We start from the raw sequence: 14,812 nt of genomic DNA, 5'->3' as shown, positions 1-14,812 counted from the left end.
CCAGGGGGCGTCCGGGGCGGGCAGGGCCTGGGAGAGGGCCAGCGCGGCGGCGCCGGCCAGGTCGTACGGGACGTACAGGGCACGGTGCCTGGACTTGGCGGTGGCGGACCTGGACGTGCCGGACCCGGCGGCGACGGACCTGGTGGTGACGATCGCGCAGCCGAGTGCCTCCAGTTCGGCCCGGAGGTTGCGCGGCGGCAGCAGGTGGAGCCGGCGGGGCTGGTCGTAGGACAGCCACCGGTTGCCGAACAGGGCGGCGAACGCGCACCTGGGGTCCAGGGTCTCGACGAGCAGGTGGCCGCCGGGGCGCAGGCAGTCCAGGGCGGCGCGGAGTTCCGCCCGCGGGTCGGTGGTGTGTTCGAGGTGGTGCAGCAGGCTGACGACGTCGTAGCGGGCCGCCACCCGGGCCAGCAGCTTCGGGTCCGTCAGCGCGCCGATGTGGGCCTCCTCGACGCGGCCGAGGATGCGGGCGCGTTCGACGCGCGCGGTGAGATCGGTGCCGTCGAAGGCGGTGTAGGGGAAGAACTCCCGCGCGGTGTCCGGGAAGCGGCCGTGTCCGGTGCCGACGTCCAGCCAGCTCTCCGGTTCGCCGAAGCGCAGCATCGCGCGGGCCGTGGCCCGGCGGCGGCGCGGGGCGTCGCGCAGCGCGAGGACGTGGTCGGTGACGGTGTCCCGGGGGGCTCCGCGCGGCGTCCGGCGGTGGAAGGCCAGGCCCTCGGCGGTGAGCCGGGGGTTCTGGAAGGTGTGGCCGCATTCCCGGCACGCGTCGACGGTGAACCGCCCCGGCCGGTGCCGCCGCAGGTCACCGGTGCGCAGCCGGTTGCGCAGCCGCGTGGAGCCGCACCAGGGGCAGTCTTCGCGGCGCGGCTCGTGCACCCGCACGGAGGCCTGCTGGGCGGGGACGACCGGAGTGCGGGGGACGGCGGACGACGGGACGGCGGCGGGCGCGTCGGGTTCGGACATGGCGGCTCCGGGTGAGTCGGGCGAGGCGGGCGGGGAGAGGCGTGAGCGGAACGGGTGGAGCAGGCGGAACGGACTCGGTGGACCGTTGAACGGTCGGGGCGGACGGTGGCGACATTCCCTTGCAAAACGTTACGGATCGGATGCCGATCCCGGGCGCAATGACGCCGGGGTGGCGTCGCCCGGTGGGCGGGACGCCGGCGACGGGCCCCAGGGCTCCGGCGTGTTCGATCCGGGCCGGTACTGTTCGGCGAATGAGCGCGCTTAATCTCGACGACTTCACCGATCTGATCGAGCGTCCGGACGGCGGGGTACGCCGTGACGCGGAGGCGCGCCGCGAGCGCCAGATCGTGCCGCCCGGTTCGCTGGGCCGCCTCGACGAACTGGGCGAGTGGCTGGCCGCCGCGCAGTCCGCGGTGCCGGTGCGGCCGGTCGAACGGCCGCGGGTCGTCCTCTTCGCCGGTGATCACGGGATCGCCCGGCAGGGTGTCTCGGCACGGCCCGCGGGCAGCGCCGGGGAACTGGTGCGCGAGGTGCTGGAGGGCGGACGTCCGGTGTCCGTGCTGGCCCGGCGGCTCGGGGTGCCGGTGCGGGTGGTCGACATGGCCCTGGACTGCGACCCGGACACCCTGCCCGAGGACGTCGTACGGCACCGGGTGCGGCGCGGCAGCGGACGGATCGACGTCGAGGACGCGCTGAGCCCCGAGGAGGCCGAGGCGGCGTTCCGGGCCGGGGTCGCGCTGGCCGACGAGGAGGCCGACTCCGGTACGGACCTGGTGGTGCTCGGCGATGTGAGCGTGGGCGGGACCACGGCGGCGGGGGTGCTGGTGGGCGCGCTGTGCGGGACGGACGCGTCCGTGGTCACCGGGCGCGGCGGGCTGGCGATCGACGACCTGGCCTGGATGCGCAAGTGCGCGGCGATCCGTGACGCGCTGCGGCGGGCCCGGCCCGTGCTCGGCGACCAGCTGCGGCTGCTGGCGACGGTGGGCGGGGCCGATCTCACCGCGATGACGGGCTTCCTGCTGCAGGCCGCGGTACGGAAGATGCCGGTCGTGCTCGACGGGGTCGTGACGGCGTCGTGCGCGCTGGTGGCGCAGCGGATCGCGTTCCGGGCGCCGGACTGGTGGCTGGCCTCGCACGACAGCGGCGAGCCGGGCCAGGCCAAGGCGCTGGACCGGATGGCGCTGGAACCGCTGCTCTCCCACGGCGTCACCGTGGGCGAGGGCACGGGCGGTCTCCTGGCCCTCCCCCTGGTCCAGGCGGCGGCCGCCCTGGCCGCGGAACTGCCGGAACGCCCGAAGGAGTCGGAGACCCCGGAGCCATCGGAGACACCGGAGCCCTCGGAGCCCTCGGAGCCCTCGGAGCCCTCGGAGCAGTCTGCCGAGGCGGGCCGGCCGGCGGAATCGGAGGCCTCGGGAGCGCCGAAGCCCGAGCAGCCGGCCCCCTGACGTCCCGGGGGACGGCCCCAGGTACGCCACCGCCCCGCTCCGTCACCCGCGTTCGACCGGTCACCCGCGTTCGACGGGGCGGGTCGGGTCGGGGTCGGGTTTGCCGCCGATCCAGTCCTGGACGGCGCGGCGGGGCGCCGACCAGCGGAGGTCGTGGTGGTAGGCGCGGAGGACTGCTTTCGCGCGGGCGCGGGGCCTGCGCCGGTAGAAGCGTCTGGACCACGGGGAACCGGGACGGGCCAGGCGCAGCGCGCCGAACACGGCGATGACGGGGACGATCACGCCGAACACGGCGATCCTCGCCTTGCCCTTGCTCAGGGCGATGAGCGAGAAGAGGAAGTTGCCCGCGACGTTCAGGGCGACGCCGACGCGGTTCTGGAGTTCGTCCTCGCTGAGGTCGTTGACCCCGAACGGGGAGAACCCGGCCAGCACCAGCCCGACCAGGGCGGCGGTGAGGACGACCACCTCGACGCTCTGCCGGCCCGCCTCGGTCCAGTAGACGTCGTCGAGGTGCAGGATCAGCGCGAACTCGTCCAGGACGAGACCGGCACCCATGCCGAAGACGACCGCGCTGAGCGCCGACCCGAAGCCGTGCCGGCCGCCCGCCACCGCGCCGAAACCGCCGACGACCGTGAGGATCACGCCGGGCACGACGTGGTGGATGTGCAGACCGCCCGCCTTGACGTTGCCGAAGGGGCCCCTGCCGGCCCGGATCAACCGGGTGACGGTCCGGGTGATCACGAAGGTGAGGACGAAGGAGGCGAGGGCGAGAAGCAGCGGCAGTTTGCCCGGCTCGATGATGTTCCGCTGCAGCCAATGTCCCATAAGCGCACTTTATCCACGGCTGCCCGGGGCGCCCTGCCGACCACCGGGTAACCTGCGCCGGTGCCCGCCCCCTTCCCGACCTCGCTGTCCGACGGTCTGCGCTTCGCCTTCGGCACCCTGACCGTGTTCCCGGTCCGGGTGACCCGCTGGGACCGCCCGGCCGCGCGCGGCGGCATGCTGTGCGCCCCGCTCGCCGGGCTGGTGGTGGGCGCCGTGGCCGCCGCCGCCGGACTCCTGCTGCTGTTCCTCGGCGCGGGCGCGCCGCTCGCCGCCGTCGCCACCGTCGCCGTACCCGCCGTCCTCACGCGCGGACTGCACCTCGACGGGCTGGCCGACGTCGCGGACGGGCTCGGCAGCGGCAAGCCGGCCGAGGACGCGCTGCGGATCATGAAGCAGTCGGACATCGGACCGTTCGGCGTGCTCACCCTCGTCTTGGCGCTGCTGGCCCAGGTGGCCGCGCTGGCCCAGGCGTACGGCGACTCCTGGACCCGGGGTGCGCTCGCCGCCGTGGTCGCGGCGGTCGCGGCCCGGCTCGTCCTCACCCTCGCCGCCCGCACCGGGGTGCCGCCCGCCCGTCCGGAAGGGCTGGGCGCCGCGGTCGCCGGGGCCGTCCCGCGGGCGGGTGCCGTGATGGTCGGGCTCGCGGTGACCGGGGCCTCGGCGGCCGGGGGCGCCCTCCTCGGCACGGACGGCGTCGTCCGTACCGTTTTCGCGGTGCTGCTGTCGGCCGCGGCCGCGGAACTCCTCCTGCGGCACTGCGTCCGCCGCTTCGGCGGAGTCACCGGCGATGTGTTCGGCGCGCTGACGGAGACCGCGGCGACGACCGTCCTCGTCGTCGCCGCGCTGGGCTGAACCGTCCACGACGCCCGGGACCCGTCCGGTACGGGCTTCAGCAGGCTCGGTGCCAGGCCCCCAGCTCGTACTTCTTCAGCAGGGAACTCAGCCCCAGCCGCCGGGAGTCCGCGCAGAAGCGGTCGGCGGGCAGTTCGTACTCGGCGTGGAAGACGGCCTTGCCGGCCTCGACGAACGGGGTGAGTTCCTCGCACTCGCCGTACTGGGCGCACTGCTCGTTGACCGCGAAGTCGTAGTCGCCGACCAGCTGCGGAATCTGGTCCAGGTCGTTCTTCAGGCCGACGGCCAGGCCGCGTTCGTGGGCGAGCCGGGCGATCAGGCGGTTGTAGCGGAGCTGGTCGGCCGCGGTGAGCGGGAATCCGGTGCGGTTGCGGTAGCCGTCCATGTTGTCCGGCTCCACCGCGTCGAATCCCTTGTCGCGGCACATGTCGAACCGCTCGGCCATGATCGGTTCCAGGACGTCGGTGCGCCGGATGTCGAGCCAGCGCTCGCCCTCCCAGCCGTTGCCGCGGCCGATCACCTCGTCGGGGAAGTCGCCGGCGTCGGGGCGGAAGTCCTCCCAGGCGCCCGTGGACAGGTAGCAGATGACCTTCCGGCCGTCGCGGTGCAGCCGCGCGACCGTGTCCCCGGAGTGGTCGAACCCGTCGATGTCGTAGACCGGTACGTCGACGGAGGTGTCGAGGCGTCCGCTGAGCTGCCACTGCCAGTCGGTGCCGGGACGCGGCTGCCAGCGGGGGCCGTCGCTCCGCCCGGCACCGGAGCCGGACCCCGGGTCCGGTCCCGGGACGCAGCCCGCGAGCAGCAGCAGCGCGCACAGGGCGAGTGGCGCGGCAAGCAGTCCTGCGGGTCGTCTCATGGGCGTCTCTCACCTTCGCCGCCGTCCGGCGGTCCGCGGGCGGGGCTCCGGTGACCGCCACGTCAACAATCGGTGAAGACCCGCGTGAGGGAGTGGACACGCAGACGCGCGTAGTCTCGTCCGGAGTGTCGCCGTACCGGGGACGGCCCCGCCGAGACCGTACCGTCAGGTCGTCGTTAGGGTCGGCGCCGGGCCGGTCGACCCACACCTTTCGGCCACAGCAACTTCACATCGGAAGCGAGAATTCACCACCGTGACTGCTCTCACTCTCAGCACCGCCGCGTTGCCCGGCCTGCGGGCCGACGCGATCGTGATCGGTGTCGCCAAGGGCACTGCGTCCGCGGCCGGGGGCCCGGTCGTCGTACCGGGCGCCGAAGACGTGGACAAGGCCTACGACGGCAGGCTCGCCGGCGTCCTGGAGACCCTCGGCGCGTCCGGCGCCGAGGGTGAGGTGACGAAGCTCCCCGCACCGACCGGCTTCAAGACGCCGCTCGTGGTCGCGGTGGGCCTGGGCGCCCAGCCCGAGAAGGACGCCGCCCCCGACACCGAGGCGCTGCGCCGGGCGGCCGGCGTGGCCGCCCGCGCCCTGTCCGGCTCCAAGAAGGCCGTCTTCGCCCTCCCGATGACGGACGCCGCCGACGCCGGCGCGGTCGCCGAGGGCGCGCTGCTCGGCGCGTACTCCTTCGACGCCTACAAGAACAGCGACGACAACGGCGGCAAGAACAAGAAGAAGGACCGCAGGACGCCGCTCGCCGAGGCCGTGCTGGCCGGCGTGCCGGCCCGGGACAAGGCGTTCAAGGCGGCCGTGGAGCGTGCCACCGCGGTGGCCGAGGAGCTCAACCGGGCCCGCGACCTGATCAACACCCCGCCCAACGACCTCGACCCCGAGGCGTTCGCCGCCGTCGTGCAGGCCGCGGCCAAGGAGCACGGCATCAAGGTGCAGGTGCTCGACGAGAAGGCGCTGGCCAAGGGCGGCCACGGCGGCATCCTCGGCGTGGGCGCCGGCTCGGCGGCGGGTCCGCGGCTGGTGAAGCTGTCGTACACCTCCGCCAAGGCGAAGAAGCACCTCGCCTTCGTCGGCAAGGGCATCACGTACGACTCGGGCGGCATCTCGCTGAAGCCGGCCGGGCACAACGAGACGATGAAGTGCGACATGAGCGGTGCCGCCGCCGTGTTCGCCGCGGTCGTCGCCGCCGCCCGTCTCGGCCTCGCGGTCAATGTCACCGGCTGGCTGGCCCTGGCCGAAAACATGCCCTCGGGTTCCGCCACTCGTCCGGGTGACGTGCTGCGCATGTACAGCGGCAAGACGGTGGAGGTGCTCAACACCGACGCCGAGGGCCGGCTGGTCCTCGCGGACGCGCTGTGGGCGGCCTCGGAGGAGAAGCCCGACGCGATCGTGGACGTCGCGACGCTGACCGGCGCGATGGTCCTGGCGCTGGGCAACCGCACCTTCGGCATCATGGCGAACGACGACACCTTCCGCGCCGCGGTGCTGGAGGCCGCCGAGGAGGTCGGCGAGCCCGCCTGGCCGATGCCGCTGCCGGAGCACCTGCGCAAGGGGATGGACTCGACCGTCGCCGACATCGCGAACATGGGCGAGCGGATGGGCGGCGGACTCGTCGCCGGTCTCTTCCTGCGCGAGTTCGTCGGCGAGGGCATCACCTGGGCCCACCTCGACATCGCGGGACCGGCCTTCAACGAGGGCAGCCCCTTCGGCTACACCCCCAAGGGCGGTACGGGTTCGGCGGTGCGGACGCTGGTCCGCCTCGCGGAGCAGACGGCGGCCGGAGAGCTGGGCTGAGCCGACCGGTCGCCGGCGGGACCCCGTACGCGGGCAGGACGGGGCCCCGCCGACCGCCGGCCGGGTCACGCCCTGCCGTGTCGTACGGCCGTCGCACGTGCTCACCGTGCCTGCGACGGGCGGGTGTTCGAACGTGGGACGCCTCACACTGCCGCCCCACGTCTCGTTCCGCGTCGACAAGTGCGAGGATAGGGCTCGGCAGGACAGGGCCCCACCGAAGGGCCGAAGGCAAAAGAGCGGCCGGACACCAGCCGCCGACCGGTCGCTGGAGACCGGCGTGGCGCACATGCATGGAGGACGTGACGTGGCGAACGACGCCAGCACTGTTTTCGACCTAGTGATCCTCGGCGGTGGCAGCGGTGGTTACGCCGCGGCCCTGCGCGGGGCGCAGCTGGGCCTGGACGTCGCCCTGATCGAGAAGGACAAGGTCGGCGGTACCTGCCTGCACAACGGGTGCATCCCCACCAAAGCCCTGCTGCACGCGGGCGAGGTCGCCGACCAGGCCCGCGAGAGCGAGCAGTTCGGTGTGAAGGCCACCTTCGAGGGCATCGACATGGCGGCCGTCAACAAGTACAAGGACGACGTGATCTCGGGCCTGTACAAGGGCCTGCAGGGTCTGATCGCTTCCCGCAAGGTGACCTACATCGAGGGTGAGGGCCGGCTGTCGTCGCCGACCTCCGTCGATGTGAACGGCCGGCGGGTCGAGGGCCGCCACGTCCTGCTGGCGACCGGCTCCGTGCCGAAGTCGCTGCCGGGCCTGGAGATCGACGGCAACCGGATCATCTCCTCCGACCACGCCCTCGTCCTGGACCGTGTGCCGAAGTCCGCGATCGTGCTGGGCGGCGGCGTCATCGGCGTCGAGTTCGCCTCCGCGTGGAAGTCGTTCGGCACCGAGGTCACCATCGTCGAGGGCCTCAAGCACCTCGTCCCGGTCGAGGACGAGAACAGCTCGAAGCTGCTGGAGCGGGCGTTCCGCAAGCGGGGCATCAAGTTCAACCTGGGCACCTTCTTCCAGAAGGCCGAGTACACCCAGGACGGCGTGAAGGTCACCCTCGCCGACGGCAAGGAGTTCGAGGCCGAGGTCCTGCTCGTCGCCATCGGCCGCGGCCCGGTCTCGCAGGGCCTGGGCTACGAGGAGGCCGGGGTCGCCATGGACCGCGGCTACGTCCTGGTCGACGAGTACATGCGGACCAACGTCCCGACGATCTCCGCGGTCGGCGACCTCGTCCCGACGCTCCAGCTCGCGCACGTCGGCTTCGCCGAGGGCATGCTGGTGGCGGAGCGGCTGGCCGGTCTGAAGACCGTCCCGGTCGACTACGACGGCGTGCCGCGGGTGACGTACTGCCACCCGGAGGTCGCCTCCGTCGGCATCACCGAGGCCAAGGCCAAGGAGATCTACGGTGCGGACAAGGTCGTCGCCCTGAAGTACAACCTGGCGGGCAACGGCAAGAGCAAGATCCTCAAGACCGCGGGCGAGATCAAGCTCGTCCAGGTCAAGGACGGTGCGGTGGTCGGCGTCCACATGGTCGGCGACCGTATGGGCGAGCAGGTGGGCGAAGCCCAGCTGATCTACAACTGGGAGGCGCTGCCTGCCGAGGTCGCCCAGCTGGTCCACGCCCACCCGACGCAGAACGAGGCGCTCGGCGAGGCGCACCTGGCCCTCGCGGGCAAGCCCCTCCACTCCCACGACTGACCTCTTCGGTCACGGGCGCGACGACACAGACTTCCGCACTTCTAAGGAGCAACCGAAACCATGGCGGTTTCCGTAACCCTTCCGGCGCTCGGCGAGAGCGTCACCGAGGGCACTGTCACCCGCTGGCTGAAGGCCGAGGGCGAGCGCGTCGAGGCCGACGAGCCGCTGCTCGAGGTCTCCACCGACAAGGTCGACACCGAGATCCCCGCTCCGGCCGCCGGCGTGCTGTCCTCCATCAAGGTCGCCGAGGACGAGACCGTCGAGGTGGGCGCCAAGCTGGCCGTCATCGGCGCTCCGGGTGCCGCTCCGGCGGCTGCCGAGCAGGCCCCGGCTCCCGCCCCGCAGGCCGCCCCGGCGCCGGCCGCTGCTCCGGAGCCCGCTCCGGCGCAGCCCGAGCCCACCCCGGCTCCGGCTCCGCAGCAGGCCGCTCCGGCGCCTGTTCCGGCCCCGGCTCCGGCTCCGCAGCAGGCCGCTCCGGCGCCTGTTCCGGCCCCGGCTCCCGCCCCGCAGCTGGCCGCTCCGGCTCCGGCCGCCGCCGTTCCGGCCGCCGCCCGGCCGACCGACGAGGGCGCCTATGTGACCCCGCTGGTGCGCAAGCTCGCCGCCGAGCACGGCGTCGACCTGTCCACCGTCAAGGGCACCGGCGTCGGTGGCCGTATCCGCAAGCAGGACGTGGTCGCCGCGGCCGAGGCCGCGAAGGCCGCCCCGGCTGCTGCTCCCGCGCCGCAGGCGGCGCCCGCCGCCAAGCGGGCCCCGGTCCTTGAGGCCTCGCCGCTGCGCGGCCAGACCCTGAAGATGCCGCGGATCCGCAAGGTCATCGGCGACAACATGGTCAAGGCGCTGCGCGAGCAGGCGCAGTTGTCCTCGGTCGTCGAGGTCGACGTCACGCGGCTGATGAAGCTGCGGACGCGGGCCAAGGACGCGTTCGCGGCCCGTGAGGGCGTCAAGCTCTCCCCGATGCCGTTCTTCGTCAAGGCCGCCGCCCAGGCGCTGAAGGCCCACCCGGCCGTCAACGCCCGGATCAACGAGGCCGAGGGGACCATCACCTACTTCGACACCGAGCACATCGGTATCGCGGTGGACTCCGAGAAGGGCCTGATGACCCCGGTCATCAAGAACGCCGGTGACCTCAACATCGCCGGTATCTCCAAGGCCACGGCCGAGCTGGCGGGCAAGGTCCGGGCGAGCAAGATCACCCCGGACGAGCTGTCCGGCGGGACCTTCACCATCAGCAACACCGGTTCGCGCGGCGCGCTGTTCGACACGATCATCGTGCCTCCGGGCCAGGTCGCGATCCTCGGCATCGGTGCCACGGTCAAGCGTCCGGCCGTCATCGAGACGGAGGAGGGCACGGTCATCGGCGTCCGCGACATGACGTACCTGACGCTGTCCTACGACCACCGTCTGGTGGACGGCGCCGACGCGGCCCGTTACCTGAACTCGGTCAAGGCGATCCTGGAGGCGGGCGAGTTCGAGGTCGAGCTCGGCCTGTGATCCACGGCCGCTGAGACCGGGTCGCCGACCCCGGTCACCGGTGCCCCCGTCCGGAAGTCTCCGGACGGGGGCACCGTCGTGTGCGCGGTGCGTGGTGCGCGGGGTCCGGCGTACGGGCTGCGCGGTCCCGGACGTACAGCTCGTCCGGGACTCGGCGCATACGCCGCGGGACGTGCCGTATGCGCCGTGTAAGCCTCGTCTCACCTGATCCAAAGCACCCTGTGCGCCCCTCCCGGACGGCGTCACGGCCGTATTGTCTAAGGGTCAAACGCCCTCAAGGGTCCTCTGTCCGTCGTCCGTCCGCCGCCTCTCGACGGGGCCCTTCGGGCGGCTGCCCCGGATTCACGAGTCCTGTTCAAGGAGCCCTCATGACCGCGCCCGTCGTCCACTCGCTGCGCGAGCAGATCCGCGAGCACATCCTGGAAGGGATCATCAGCGGGCGCTGGCAGCCGGGCGAGCGGATCGTGGAGCGGCGGATCGCGACGGAGCTGGAGGTCAGCCAGACGCCGGTGCGGGAGGCGCTGCGCGAACTGGAGTCGCTGCGGCTGATCGAGTCGGCGCCCAACAAGGGCGTGCGGGTGCGGAACCTCTCGGCCACCGACCTGGAGGAGAGCTACCCGGTGCGGGCCGGTCTCGAGGCGATCGCCGCGGAACTGGCGGCGGACCGGCTGGCGGAGGACTGCTCGGCGCTGGAGCCGCATGTCGCCGCGCTGTACGAGGCCGACCGCGTCGCCGACGGCACGGGCCAGGTGCGGCACACGGTCGCCTTCCACCGCGAACTGGTCCGCGCGGCCGGCAATTCGGTGCTGCTGCACACCTGGGAGGGCCTGGGCATCGAGGTCTTCACCGCCCTGTCCATCCGCTGGCTGGGCACGGTCCAGCAGTCCTACGCGGAGGAGCACCAGGACCTGGTGACCGCGTTCCGCCGCCGTGACCCGCGGATCGCGGAGATCGTGAAGGCCCACGTACTGGGGTGCGCGCCCCGGGCGTGAGCCCGGCGCGGGAGTCGCGCGAGCCCGGCGCGGACGTCGGACGGCAGGCGCTCGGACAAGTACGGGGAGGCCCGGACGCGGGCCGGGACACGCACCGGAACCCGTGTCGCCATACCTGCGGAGACCCACGCTCACCTGCGAAAACATCCCCCTTTTCACGTCACTCGGTGCCACTCCCCCGGGCACCGCGTGCCGACTTTCTTGAAATCAAGAGATTTTCACCTGAACCCTTTGATCGATCATCGATCAGCAGGTTATGGTCACCAGCGGGGTCTCCATCAGAGACCTCAGCCCTGTCCTGCCAAAGACCAAGGGCACCCCCGAACCCTTAACCGATGAGGGAACCCCCTTCGACTGAGGAAGGCGGCGACATGACCGACCCCAAGGCCATCCAGCCGAGCGAGCTGGACCAGCTCCCGGACCGCGACCCCGAGGAGACCGCCGAATGGCAGGCCTCGCTCGATGCCGTCGCCAAGGCAGCCGGCCCGCACCGGGCCGCTTACCTGATGCGCCGTACGCTGGAGCGCGCCGAGGGCGCCGGCATCGCACTGCCGCAGCTCCTCGAGACCGACTACGTCAACACCATCCCCACCGCCGCCGAGCCCGCCGTGGACGGCGACGAGGCGATGGAGTCCCGCATCACCGCGTGGAACCGCTGGAACGCGGCGGCGATGGTCAGCCGCGGCAGCAAGTACGGCGTCGGCGGCCACATCGCCACCTTCGCCTCCGCGGCCTGGCTCTACGAGACCGGCTTCAACCACTTCTTCCGCGGCAAGGAGGGTGACGGCTCCGGAGACCAGCTCTACATTCAGGGCCACGCCTCCCCCGGCATCTACGCCCGTGCCTTCCTCGACGGCAGGCTGACCGAGGCGCACCTCGACAACTTCCGCCGCGAGGCCGGCGGCGACGGACTGCCGTCCTACCCACACCCGCGGCGTCTGCCCTGGCTGTGGGAGTTCCCCACGGTGTCGATGGGCCTGGGCCCGATCTCCGCGATCTACCAGGCGCGGTTCAACCGCTATCTGACCAGCCGCGGCATCAAGGACCTGTCGAACTCCCACGTGTGGGCGTTCCTCGGCGACGGCGAGATGGACGAGCCGGAGTCCACCACCGCGCTCACCCTCGCCTCCCGTGAGGGCCTGGACAACCTGACCTTCGTCGTCAACTGCAACCTGCAGCGGCTCGACGGCCCGGTCCGCGCCAACTTCAAGATCGTGCAGGAGCTGGAGGCCCAGTTCCGCGGCGCCGGCTGGAACGTGATCAAGAGCCTGTGGGGCTCCGCCTGGGACGAGCTGTTCCAGCTGGACACCACGGGCGCGCTGGTCCGCCGCCTGCGCGAGGTACCCGACGCGCAGGTCCAGACGTACCAGACCCGCGACGCCGCCTACATCCGCGAGGACTTCTTCGGCAAGGACCCGGCGCTCGCCGAGATGGCGAAGCTGCTGAGCGACGACAAGATCATCGAGTGCTTCCAGCTCTCGCGCGGCGGCCACGAGGCCCGCAAGGTCTACGCCGCCTACCGCGCCGCGCTCTCCCACACGGGCGCGCCGACCGTGATCCTGGCCCAGACGGTCAAGGGCCACACGCTCGGCGACGGCTTCGCGTCGAAGAACGCCAACCACCAGATGAAGAAGCTGTCGACGGACGAGTTCGAGGCGATGCGCGACCGCCTCGAACTGCCGATCAAGGACAGCGACTTCGTCGACGGCCAGGTCCCCTACGGCCACCCGGGCGCCGACTCACCCGAGGTCCGCTACCTCCAGGAGCGGCGCGCCGCCCTCGGCGGTCCGGCCCCGGCCCGCCGCGTCCACCCGGTCGCGCCGCTGCCGGCCCCGGCCGAGAAGGCGTTCACCGCCTTCGACAAGGGCTCCGGCTCGCAGAACGTGGCCACCACCATGGCGTTCGTCCGCCTGGTCAAGGACCTGGTCCGCGACAAGGAGACCGGCAAACGCTGGGTGCCGATCGTCCCCGACGAGGCGCGCACCTTCGGCATGGAGTCACTCTTCCCCTCGCTCGGCATCTACTCGCCCAAGGGCCAGACGTACGAGCCGGTCGACCGCGACCAGCTGATGTACTACAAGGAAGCCAAGAACGGCCAGATCCTCAACGAGGGGATCACCGAGGCCGGTTCCATGGCCGACTTCATCGCCGCCTCCACGTCGTACTCGACGCACGGCGAGCCGATGATCCCGTTCTACATCTTCTACTCGATGTTCGGCTGGCAGCGCACGGCCGACCAGATGTGGCAGCTCGGCGACCAGCTCGGCCGCGGCTTCCTCGTCGGCGCCACCGCCGGCCGCACCACGCTCACCGGTGAGGGCCTGCAGCACGCCGACGGCCACTCCCCCGTCATCGCGGCGACCAACCCGGCCGCGCTGAGCTACGACCCGGCGTTCGCGTACGAGATCGCCACCATCGTCAAGGACGGTCTGCGCCGGATGTACGGCGAGGCGGCCCCGGGCGAGGACCAGGACGTCTTCTACTACCTGACGGTCTACAACGAGCCGGTCCAGCAGCCGGCCAAACCGTCGGCGGCCGGGATCGACGAGGGCATCCTCAAGGGCCTGTACCGCTTCAACACGGCGGAGTCGGCCGGGCTCACCCCCGCGGCCAACGCCGCGCGGATCCAGCTGCTCGGCTCCGGTACGGCGATCCACTGGGCGCTGAAGGCGCAGCGGCTGCTCGCCGAGGAGTGGGGCGTGGCGGCCGACGTGTGGTCGGCGACGTCGTGGACCGAGCTGCGCCGGGACGCGCTGGAGGCCGACGCGGCGCTGCTGCGCGGCGAGGAGCGGGTGCCGTACGTCCGGCAGGCGCTCCAGGGTGCCGAGGGCCCGGTGCTGGCGGTGTCCGACTACATGCGCCAGGTCCCCGACCAGATCGCGCAGTGGGTCGAGCAGGACTACTCCTCGCTGGGCGCCGACGGCTTCGGCCTGTCGGAGACCCGTGAGGCGGCCCGCCGCCACTTCGGTGTCGACGCCGAGTCCATCGTCGTCGCGGCGCTGGCGCAGCTCGCCCGGCGCGGCGAGGTGCAGGCGACGGCCGTGAAGGAAGCGCGCGAGAAGTACGGCCTGTGACAGGGCCCCGGTCCCACGGACCGTGACGGCAGGAGGCCCCCGCTGCGGCGGGGGCCTCCTGCTGCATCATGGGTCGCATGCGCGCTGCCCGGCTGATCAAGATGGTGCTGCTGCTCCAGTCCCGGCCCTCCATGACCGCCGCCGAACTGGCGCGTGAGCTGGAGGTGTCGGAGCGGACCGTCACCCGGGACGCGCAGGCGCTGTCCGAGGCCGGGGTGCCGGTGTACGCGGACCGGGGGCGGGCCGGCGGGTACCGCCTGGTCGGCGGGTACCGGACGAGGCTGACGGGGCTGGCCCGTGGCGAGGCGGAGGCGCTGTTCCTGTCCGGGGTGCCGGGCGCGCTGCGCGAGATGGGGCTGGAGGACGCGGCCTCCGCGGCCCGGCTGAAGGTGTCGGCGGCGCTGCTGCCGTCCCTGCGGGACGCGCCGAGGGCGGCGGCGCAGCGGTTCCACCTGGACGCCCCGGGCTGGTTCCGCGAGACACCGGCGCCCGAGCTGCTGCCCGCGGTGGCGGACGCGGTGTGGGACGACCGTCCCGTCGTCGCGCGCTACCGGCGCGGGGACACCGAGGTCGAGCGGAAGCTGGAGCCGTACGGGCTCGTGCTCAAGGCGGGCGTCTGGTACCTGTGCGCGCGGGTGCCGGGGCAGGGGGAGTCGGAGCAGGGGGCGTCGGGTCCGGGAACGGGTTCGGGATCGGGTCCGGCACGCTTCGCGCGCGACCCGGCGTTCGACCTGCCCGCTTTCTGGGCGGAGCGTGCGGAGCAGTTCGCGCGCTCGATCCTGCGGGCGGAGGTGGTGGTACGGCTGTCGCCCGAGGG

The 14,812-nt window shown here is 72.5% G+C and carries 11 protein-coding genes; 8 read left to right on the top strand and 3 right to left on the bottom strand.

Features of this window, described 5'->3' with window-relative positions:
* The coding region (locus AOK11_RS08405) for a methyltransferase domain-containing protein (RefSeq protein ID WP_079034706.1) at window positions 1-963 on the bottom strand (963 nt) is incomplete at its 3' end.
* A gap of 251 nt (window positions 964-1,214) precedes the next feature.
* Between AOK11_RS08405 and cobT the strand changes: the two genes are divergently transcribed.
* Entirely contained in the window at window positions 1,215-2,408 is a 1,194-nt protein-coding gene (gene cobT / locus AOK11_RS08400; RefSeq protein ID WP_055593020.1) for a nicotinate-nucleotide--dimethylbenzimidazole phosphoribosyltransferase, read from the top strand.
* A gap of 60 nt (window positions 2,409-2,468) precedes the next feature.
* Here the strand turns inward: cobT and AOK11_RS08395 are convergent, their stop codons facing one another.
* The gene (locus AOK11_RS08395; protein WP_055593019.1) at window positions 2,469-3,233 is read right to left on the bottom strand and encodes a hypothetical protein; all 765 of its coding nucleotides are present in this window, start codon (window positions 3,231-3,233) and stop codon (window positions 2,469-2,471) included.
* A 60-nt stretch (window positions 3,234-3,293) separates the two neighbouring features.
* On the opposite strand from AOK11_RS08395, the gene AOK11_RS08390 reads away from it, so the two are divergent.
* Entirely contained in the window at window positions 3,294-4,085 is a 792-nt protein-coding gene (locus AOK11_RS08390; protein WP_055593018.1) for an adenosylcobinamide-GDP ribazoletransferase, read from the top strand.
* Between the two features lie 37 nt (window positions 4,086-4,122).
* On the opposite strand, the gene AOK11_RS08385 is transcribed toward AOK11_RS08390, so the two are convergent.
* Window positions 4,123-4,941, bottom strand: coding sequence for an endo alpha-1,4 polygalactosaminidase (locus tag AOK11_RS08385; RefSeq protein ID WP_055593017.1), 819 nt, complete (start codon window positions 4,939-4,941; stop codon window positions 4,123-4,125).
* Between the two features lie 253 nt (window positions 4,942-5,194).
* Here AOK11_RS08385 and AOK11_RS08380 point away from each other — a divergent pair, with 253 nt between their 5' ends.
* The 6 genes from AOK11_RS08380 to AOK11_RS08355 all read left to right on the top strand — a co-directional run.
* Window positions 5,195-6,742 carry a leucyl aminopeptidase gene (locus AOK11_RS08380; protein WP_055593016.1) on the top strand — a complete coding sequence of 516 codons (1,548 nt, stop codon included), beginning with the start codon at window positions 5,195-5,197 and terminating at the stop codon, window positions 6,740-6,742.
* Between the two features lie 304 nt (window positions 6,743-7,046).
* On the top strand, window positions 7,047-8,435 hold the full coding sequence (gene lpdA, locus AOK11_RS08375) for a dihydrolipoyl dehydrogenase (protein ID WP_055593015.1): 1,389 nt from the start codon (window positions 7,047-7,049) through the stop codon (window positions 8,433-8,435).
* Window positions 8,436-8,495: 60 nt separating this feature from the next.
* A complete protein-coding gene (gene sucB / locus AOK11_RS08370) occupies window positions 8,496-9,929 on the top strand; it encodes a 2-oxoglutarate dehydrogenase, E2 component, dihydrolipoamide succinyltransferase (RefSeq protein WP_055593014.1) in 1,434 nt (477 codons plus the stop codon).
* Between the two features lie 368 nt (window positions 9,930-10,297).
* On the top strand, window positions 10,298-10,921 hold the full coding sequence (locus AOK11_RS08365; protein WP_055593013.1) for a GntR family transcriptional regulator: 624 nt from the start codon (window positions 10,298-10,300) through the stop codon (window positions 10,919-10,921).
* A gap of 371 nt (window positions 10,922-11,292) precedes the next feature.
* The gene (gene aceE, locus AOK11_RS08360) at window positions 11,293-13,995 is read left to right on the top strand and encodes a pyruvate dehydrogenase (acetyl-transferring), homodimeric type (protein WP_055593012.1); all 2,703 of its coding nucleotides are present in this window, start codon (window positions 11,293-11,295) and stop codon (window positions 13,993-13,995) included.
* Between the two features lie 77 nt (window positions 13,996-14,072).
* Window positions 14,073-14,812, top strand: a 740-nt coding sequence (locus AOK11_RS08355; protein WP_055593021.1) for a helix-turn-helix transcriptional regulator, incomplete at its 3' end; no start/stop codon positions are given.

Source organism: Streptomyces hirsutus (assembly GCF_001418415.1).
Classification (GTDB): domain Bacteria; phylum Actinomycetota; class Actinomycetes; order Streptomycetales; family Streptomycetaceae; genus Streptomyces; species Streptomyces hirsutus.
The sequence above is the reverse complement of the archived record's forward strand: the minus strand, read 5'-3'. Positions and strand labels throughout refer to the sequence as shown.

Bases quoted from the DNA above. Each gene is read 5' to 3' on its own strand.
- AOK11_RS08365 (WP_055593013.1), top strand. From the start codon at position 10,298: ATGACCGCGCCCGTCGTCCACTCGCTGCGCGAGCAGATCCGCGAGCAC.
- AOK11_RS08395 (WP_055593019.1), bottom strand. From the start codon at position 3,233: ATGGGACATTGGCTGCAGCGGAACATCATCGAGCCGGGCAAACTGCCG.
- cobT (WP_055593020.1), top strand. From the start codon at position 1,215: ATGAGCGCGCTTAATCTCGACGACTTCACCGATCTGATCGAGCGTCCG.
- aceE (WP_055593012.1), top strand. From the start codon at position 11,293: ATGACCGACCCCAAGGCCATCCAGCCGAGCGAGCTGGACCAGCTCCCG.
- AOK11_RS08385 (WP_055593017.1), bottom strand. From the start codon at position 4,941: ATGAGACGACCCGCAGGACTGCTTGCCGCGCCACTCGCCCTGTGCGCG.
- sucB (WP_055593014.1), top strand. From the start codon at position 8,496: ATGGCGGTTTCCGTAACCCTTCCGGCGCTCGGCGAGAGCGTCACCGAG.